The sequence below is a fragment of the Micromonospora sp. KC721 genome, assembly GCF_004348355.1.
Lineage (GTDB): Bacteria > Actinomycetota > Actinomycetes > Mycobacteriales > Micromonosporaceae > Micromonospora.
In genome coordinates this window covers 1-6,868 of sequence record NZ_SMJY01000263.1, presented here as the reverse complement: position 1 = coordinate 6,868, position 6,868 = coordinate 1, and the positions used below count along the sequence as shown (strand labels likewise).

At 74.2% G+C, this 6,868-nt stretch carries 6 protein-coding genes; 2 read left to right on the top strand and 4 right to left on the bottom strand.

The window, feature by feature from the left end; genetic code table 11:
* Positions 1–2,293 (top strand): hypothetical protein (locus tag E1182_RS31365; RefSeq protein WP_165942744.1); only part of this gene is annotated, 2,293 nt, incomplete at its 5' end.
* A gap of 73 nt (positions 2,294–2,366) precedes the next feature.
* Here E1182_RS31365 and E1182_RS28075 read toward each other — a convergent pair.
* Positions 2,367–2,894, bottom strand: coding sequence for a pyridoxamine 5'-phosphate oxidase family protein (locus tag E1182_RS28075; RefSeq protein WP_132270748.1), 528 nt, complete (start codon positions 2,892–2,894; stop codon positions 2,367–2,369).
* A 309-nt stretch (positions 2,895–3,203) separates the two neighbouring features.
* On the opposite strand from E1182_RS28075, the gene E1182_RS28070 reads away from it, so the two are divergent.
* Entirely contained in the window at positions 3,204–5,036 is a 1,833-nt protein-coding gene (locus E1182_RS28070) for an NHL domain-containing thioredoxin family protein (protein WP_132270747.1), read from the top strand.
* A 78-nt stretch (positions 5,037–5,114) separates the two neighbouring features.
* On the opposite strand, the gene E1182_RS28065 is transcribed toward E1182_RS28070, so the two are convergent.
* From E1182_RS28065 to E1182_RS32580, 3 genes are all read right to left on the bottom strand, one after another.
* Complete coding sequence (locus E1182_RS28065) at positions 5,115–5,864, bottom strand: LamB/YcsF family protein (RefSeq protein WP_132270746.1); 750 nt, start codon at positions 5,862–5,864, stop codon at positions 5,115–5,117.
* Positions 5,848–6,696, bottom strand: a complete 849-nt coding sequence (locus E1182_RS28060; RefSeq protein WP_243706459.1) for a biotin-dependent carboxyltransferase family protein — start codon at positions 6,694–6,696, stop codon at positions 5,848–5,850. Before E1182_RS28060 ends, E1182_RS28065 begins: the two co-directional genes overlap by 17 nt.
* Positions 6,693–6,868: carboxyltransferase domain-containing protein (locus E1182_RS32580; protein WP_132270750.1), on the bottom strand; the 176-nt coding region annotated here is incomplete at its 5' end. The genes E1182_RS32580 and E1182_RS28060, both read right to left, overlap by 4 nt.

Here is a 6,868-nt window from a genome sequence, read left to right as displayed (position 1 = left end):
CGGCTCCCCCGCCTGGAACCCCGCGCCCCAGCAGAACGACACCGCTCCCGCCTGGAACCCTGCGCCGCAGAACGACGCCGCTCCCACCTGGAACCCCCCGCAGCAGGGCAACGCCGCTCCCGCCTGGCACGCCGGGCCGCAGCAGAACGACGCCACCAGCTCCACGACCTGGGACGCCGGGCCGCAGCAGGGCGGACCGTCCACTGCCGAGGAGGCTCCCCGGAGCACCGGCCGGGCTTCGGTGCCCGTACCGGCGCAGCCGGAGCCGGATGTTCCCGCCTGGGCCCAGGCCGACAACAGCGTCCGAGGCGCGGCCCCGGTGCCGCAGGCCGACCCGCCGGCCGGCAACGGTTGGGGCGGCGAGGGCGAGCCGGCCCGCTCCGGCGGTTGGCACGCCGGAGCCCAACCGGACCAGGGCGACAACACCTGGAACAGCGCGCCACAGCAGGCCGAGTCCACGCCGCAACCCTGGTCACCGGGTGCGGAGTCGGCTCCGGCCCGCTGGGACGCGGGCGAGGCACAGCAGCCGACCACCAACTGGGGTGCCGCCCCCGGCCAGCACGACCAACGCCAGCACGAACAACGCCAGCACGACCTGCCCACGGCGGACGAGCCGGCCCGTACCAGCTCCTGGGGTGCCGCGTCCGTGCCGCAGCCGGACGACCGGCCGGAGCCCGGCGGGTGGACGCCACCGGAACAGCCGGCCCGGGCGACCGCCTCGGTGGCCGCTCCGGACAGTTGGGGCACCGACCGTCCGGTCGTACCGGATGCCGAGCCGTGGTCGGCAGGCGAGGCGTGGGGCCACACCGAGTCGCAGGCCGCGCCGCAGCCGACCGAGGACGCCTGGGAGCCGAAGCGAACCGACGCGACTCCGAGCTACCAACCGGGCCCCGCGCCCGGCATCTCGCCGGCGAACAAGGTGCCGCTGCCCCCGCAGGAGCAGCGGATTCCCGGGGCGAGCCTGGCCGCCGCGCCGCCCGCCGACTACGCGCCGCCGACCCCGTTCGGCGGCCCTGCCGAGCAGCCGTCCTTCGGGCTGCCGGGACGGGAGGGCTCCTCCGGTGGCTGGGCAGCGGACCCGCCGCAGTCACCGGCCGGTCCGGTGGTGCCCGCCCCGCGCACCTCTCCGGAGGCCGACGGGGCCGGGCGGGCCACCGCACCCGGCACTGACGGCGCGGACGGCGGTGCCGTCGGCCGGGCGTCGGCCAGCGCCTCGGTGCCGATGGCCAGCCGGGTGGTGCCCCCGGCCGACCAGGCTCTGCCTGCGACCGGCGGCGCCGCGCCGCAACCGAGGGTGTACGGCCGGCCGACCCGCCCGGAGCACACTGACACACCGGCGGAGGAGCCCGGCGGCCACCAGCCCGCGCCCGAGCCGCGCTTCGACGACCAGGACCGGACGCGCTTCGACGGCCAGTCGCACTTCGACGAGCCGGAGCGGCCGGGCGGCCCGTACGCCTTCGGTGGCGAGGCGCCCTCGTCGGCTCCGCCCACCTCCCCGGCAGCGCCACCGGCGTTCCCGGGTGCCATCCCGGCATTCTCGGATCCGACCAGCAACAACCGGCCGATGAACGGCACCCGGCCGCACGGCCCGGGTGAGCGTCCGGCCGATCCGTTCGGCACCCCGTCCGGCCCGGCTGCCGGAGGTCCTGTGCCCGGGTACGGCCACCCCGCGCACGATCCGGCGCACGGGGGTGCCCCGTCGCCGTTCGCCCCGGCGACCCAGCAGTTCCCCCAGGCCGGGCAGCAGCCGTTCCCGCCCGCCGACCAGCATTTCGCACCGGCGGGACAGCAGCCCTTCCCGCCGTCCGGCCAGCAGTTTCCGCCGGCGGGACAGCAGCCCTTCCCGCCGGCCAGCCAGCCCGGCACCGGCGGGCAGTCCGGCGCGGGTGGTTGGCCGCAGGACCCGGAGTCGGATCAGGGCCGCTTCGACGCCTTCAAGCCGGAAGCCGAGCCGAAGGCGGAGCAGCCGGCGCCGAAGGTCCGCAACGGCCGGGTACTGGCCATCGTGCTGATCGCGGCGGTGCTGATCCTGGCGATACCGCTGGGCCTGCTCATGCTGCTCGGCAAGATTGGTGGCGACGACGCCAAGCCGGCCGGCTTCAACCCGGCGGTCGGCTCCTGCGTGAAACAGTCGGGCAACGGTGCGACGGCGGCGAACTGCGGCGAACCGGACGCGTTCACCGTCGTGTCGCGGGTCGACAGCAAGGACAAGTGCACCGACCCGACCCAGCCGCACGTGGTGCTGAAGGGCAACGACGCGAACCCGGTGCTCTGCCTCAAGAAGGCCTCCTGACCCAACCCGCTGACCCGACGCGACGGCCGGCAGGGCCATGGATCCGTGGCCCTGCCGGCCGTTCCGGGAGAAGTCAGGACTGGGACACCGGGGTGAGCTTCGCGATATCGGGGGCGTACACGGTCATCCAGTGTGGATGCAGCCGGTAGTAGAGCACGTCGTTGTCCCAGTCGAAGAGGTCGTCGCCGTAGAACTCCTTGAAGTAGGCGCGCAGGTCCGGCCAGTCGGGGGCTGACTCGCCGTCGCGAGGGTTGAGGATCTCCACCGTCCCGTGCGTGAACACGCCCAGATCCTCGCCGCGCATGTGCGCGACGCTGGCGGCGGGTCGGACGGCGAGGTGGCGGGCCTTGGCGGCGCTATGCGCCGTCCCAAAGTGCCACTTTCCGTGCAAAAAGTGCCCGTCCACGCCGCTGATTCGCGGCTCGCCCTTCGCCGTCACAGTGGACAGGGCGAGTGTGCACATGCCGGTCAGGATCTGGGTGAGTTGTCCTGCGGTCAGAGTGTTCTCGGAAACGATCGAACGCAGGTGTGAGGTGGCACGGGAGAGGGAGGCTTCGAGGAGGGCCTGCAGCTCGCTGAGCTCGTCTGGCGTCTCGTGCATCAACGTCCTTACTTGTCGACAGGTCCGGTCGATGTCCGCGACCGGCGCCGGCCGGTGAACCCATACTCCAGCCAAATCCTGACACCTTGTGTCGGATTTCGCCGGCCAGACTTCCCAGCCCCGATCGACACGCTGACCGTCGGGCACATCTGGGACGCGGCTGAGGTCCGTGAGTACGCCTCGCGGCGACGCGAGCGCAACGAGGGCGGCGCGGGCTAGCCGTTCCTCGGCGCGATTGCGGTGTCGCGTACGCCGCTCCGTCCGCCCGGTCGCGACGACGGGGAACCACTGATGCGGCACGATGGGGTCATGAGCGCACGAGTACGGGCTCCAGAACTGCGCGGCCGGGCCTGGCTGAACACCGGCGGGAAGTCCCTCCAGCTGGCCGACCTGCGGGGACGGATAACGATCCTCGATTTCTGGACCTTCTGCTGCATCAACTGCCTGCACGTGCTCGACGAGCTGCGCCCGCTGGAGGAGAAGTACGCCGACGTGCTCGTCGTGATCGGCGTGCACTCGCCGAAGTTCGAGCACGAGAAGGATCCGGACGCGCTGGCCGCCGCCGTCGAGCGGTACGGGGTGCACCACCCCGTGCTGGACGACCCCGAGCTGGACATGTGGCAGCAGTACGCGGCGAAGGCCTGGCCGACCCTCGCGGTGGTCGACCCGGAGGGGTACGTGGTGGCCACCATGGCCGGCGAGGGGCACGCCGAAGGGCTGGCGCGGCTGGTCGACGACCTGATCGCCACCCATGAGGCGAAAGGCACCCTGCGCCGCGGCAACGGCCCGTACGTGCCGCCGGCGGAGCCGGATACGACGCTGCGGTTCCCCGGCAAGGCGGTGGTGCTCGACGGCGGCAACCTGCTGGTCTCCGACTCGGCCCGGCACTCCCTGGTGGAGCTGGCCCCCGACGGCGAGCAGTTGCTGCGGCGAATCGGCTCCGGCGCCCGGGGCTGCGCCGACGGGCCGGCCGACACCGCGTCCTTCACCGAACCGCAGGGGCTCTGCCTGCTCCCGGCGCACACCGCCGAGATCGCCGGGTACGACCTGCTCGTCGCGGACACCGTCAACCACCTGCTGCGCGGCGTCAAGCTGGCGACCGGTGAGGTGGTGACGGTCGCCGGCACCGGCCGGCAGTGGCGCGGCACGGTCGACGACCACGCCCACGACGCGCTCTCCGTCGACCTGTCCTCCCCGTGGGATCTGGCCTGGTACGACGACCGGGTGGTGGTCGCGATGGCCGGGATCCACCAGCTCTGGTGGTTCGATCCGGTGAAGCGCACCGCCGGCATGTACGCCGGCACCACCGTGGAGGCGCTGCGCGACGGTCCGCTGACCGAGGCGTGGCTGGCGCAGCCCTCCGGGCTGTCGGTCTCGGCCGACGGCAGCCGACTGTGGATCGCCGACAGCGAGACCAGCGCGGTGCGGTACGTGCAGAACGGGGTGATGGGCACGGCCGTCGGGCAGGGGCTGTTCGACTTCGGCCACGTCGACGGTCCGGCGGGCCGGGCGCTGCTGCAGCACCCGCTCGGGGTGCTCGCGCTGCCGGACGATTCGGTGTTGATCGCGGACACCTACAACGGCGCGGTGCGCCGCTTCGACCCGGCCACCGACCAGGTCACCACGGTGGCCGACGGGTTGGCCGAACCGAGCGACCTGGTGTTGACCGCCGACGGCGGCGTCCTGGTGGTCGAGTCGGCCGCACACCGGGTGACCCGGCTGGCTCCGGGGGCGCTCTCCGCAGCCGGGGCGAACACCGTGGACGGTCCCCGGCACCGGCTGGAACGCCGGCCGACCGACGTGGCAGCCGGCGAGGTGGTCCTCGATGTGGTCTTCACGCCCGCGCCGGGGCAGAAGCTGGACGACACGTACGGCCCGTCGACCCGGCTGGTGGTCTCGGCGTCCCCGCCGGACCTGCTGCTGGATGGGGCCGGGACGAGCACCGAGCTGTCCCGCCGGTTGGTGGTGAACGGCGCGGTGGCGCAGGGTGTGCTTCAGGTGACCGCTCAGGCGGCCACCTGCGACGTGGACGTCGAACACGCCGCCTGCCACCTGACCCGGCAGGACTGGGGCGTACCGGTGCGGGTGGTCAAGGGCGGCGCGGCGCGGGTGCCGCTGGTGCTGCGCGGCCTGGACGTCTGACCCCGCGACGGGCGACGGCGACCGGGTTCCGGTAGGACGCCTACGGGACGCGGCCACGAGACCGGCCGGGTCGCCAGGTCAGGCGAACGGCTTCGGGGTGACCCCGGCGTCGATCAGCGCGGTGCGTACCAGCGTCGCCGCGGCGACCGCACCGGGGCTGTCGCCGTGTAGGCAGATCGAGGCGACCTGGCAGGCGATCACACTGCCGTCGACCGCGATCACGGTGCGCTCGGTGGCCATCCGGACGGCCCGGGCGGCCACCTGCTCCGGGTCGGTGACCAGCGCGTGGGGGGCAGTGCGCGGCACCAGCGATCCGTTGGGCAGGTAGTTCCGGTCGGCGAAGCCCTCGGCGACCACCCGCAGGCCGGCCCCGGCGGCGAGCTGGGCGAGCCTCGATGCGGGCGCGCAGAGGATCGGCAGCTCGTGGTCGTACCCCCGGACGGCGGCGACGATGGCGGCGGCCTGGGACTCGTCCACCGCGGCGGCGTGGTAGAGCGCGCCGTGCGGCTTCAGGTAGCGGACCCGGGTACCGAACAGCCGGCAGAACGCGTCCAGGGCGCCGAGCTGGTAGATGACCTCGTCGCGCAGGTCGGCGAAGGCGTACTCGATGCGGCGACGGCCGAAGCCGGCGAGGTCGCGGTATCCGACCTGCGCGCCGACGGCGACGCCGCGTTCGGCGGCGGCGGCGCACACCCGGTGCATGGTGGACGGGTCGCCGCCGTGGAAGCCGCAGGCGACGTTGGCGGAGGTGACCAGGTCCAGCAGTGCCGCGTCGTCGCCGAGCCGCCAGATACCGAATCCCTCGCCGAGGTCAGCGTTGAGGTCCATGGAAGGTCACCGTAGTGCCTGGCCGGGCCTGCGCGAGTCCCGTCACGTCGTCCACCACTCCGATAACCGGGTAGCCGCCGGTGGTGGGGTGGTCGGCCAGGAAGATCAGCGGTTGGCCGTCGGCGGGCACCTGCACCGCGCCGAGCACCACGCCCTCGCTGGGCAGCTCCCCGGCGACCGCGCGGGGCAGCAGCGCGCCGACCAGGCGGGCACCGACCCGGTTCGAGACCGGGCTGACCGTGTACGCGGTGCCCAGCAGCCGGTCGAGGGCGTCGGCGGTGAACCAGTCGGCGCGGGGTCCGGGGCGCAGGGTCAGCCGCAGTTCCGCGGGCACCGCCGGAACGACGCCGTGGTCCACCGGTGCCGGGTGGCCGGGCCACGGACCGATCGGCAGGTGGTCGCCGTCGCGTACCGGGGGTGGACCGAGGCCGGAGAGGGTGTCGGTGGCGCGGCTGCCGAGCACCGGCGCGACGGCGATCCCGCCGCTGACGGCGAGCCAGTTGCGCAGCCCGGCGCGGGGCGGGCCGATCCGCAGCACCGCACCGGCCGGCACCGACAGCGGGCGGCCGACGTCTCCCGGCCGCTGGCCGGTCCGCACCTCGACGTCCGCTCCGGTGAGGGCGACGGTGGCGGCCCGCGTGAACCGCAGCTCCGCACCCCCCAGGGTGATCTCCAGGCCGGCGGCGGCGGGTGGGTTGCCGACCAGCCGGTTCGCCAGGGCCAGCGCCGCCGGGTCCAGCGCCCCCGACCGGGGCACGCCGAGGTGCGCGTAGCCCGGTCGGCCGAGATCCTGGACGGTGGTGGCCGGACCGGCCCGGAGCACCTCGATCACGCCGGCACCAGCCGGACCCGGGTGCCGGGGGTGAGCGTGGCCGGCGGGTCGGCGGTGACGTCGAACAGGGTCAGCCCGGTGCGGCCGACGAGCAGCCAGCCGCCGGGTGAGGCGGTGGGGTAGATCCCGGCGTACGGCCCGGCGAGCGCCACGGACCCGGCGGGCACCCGGG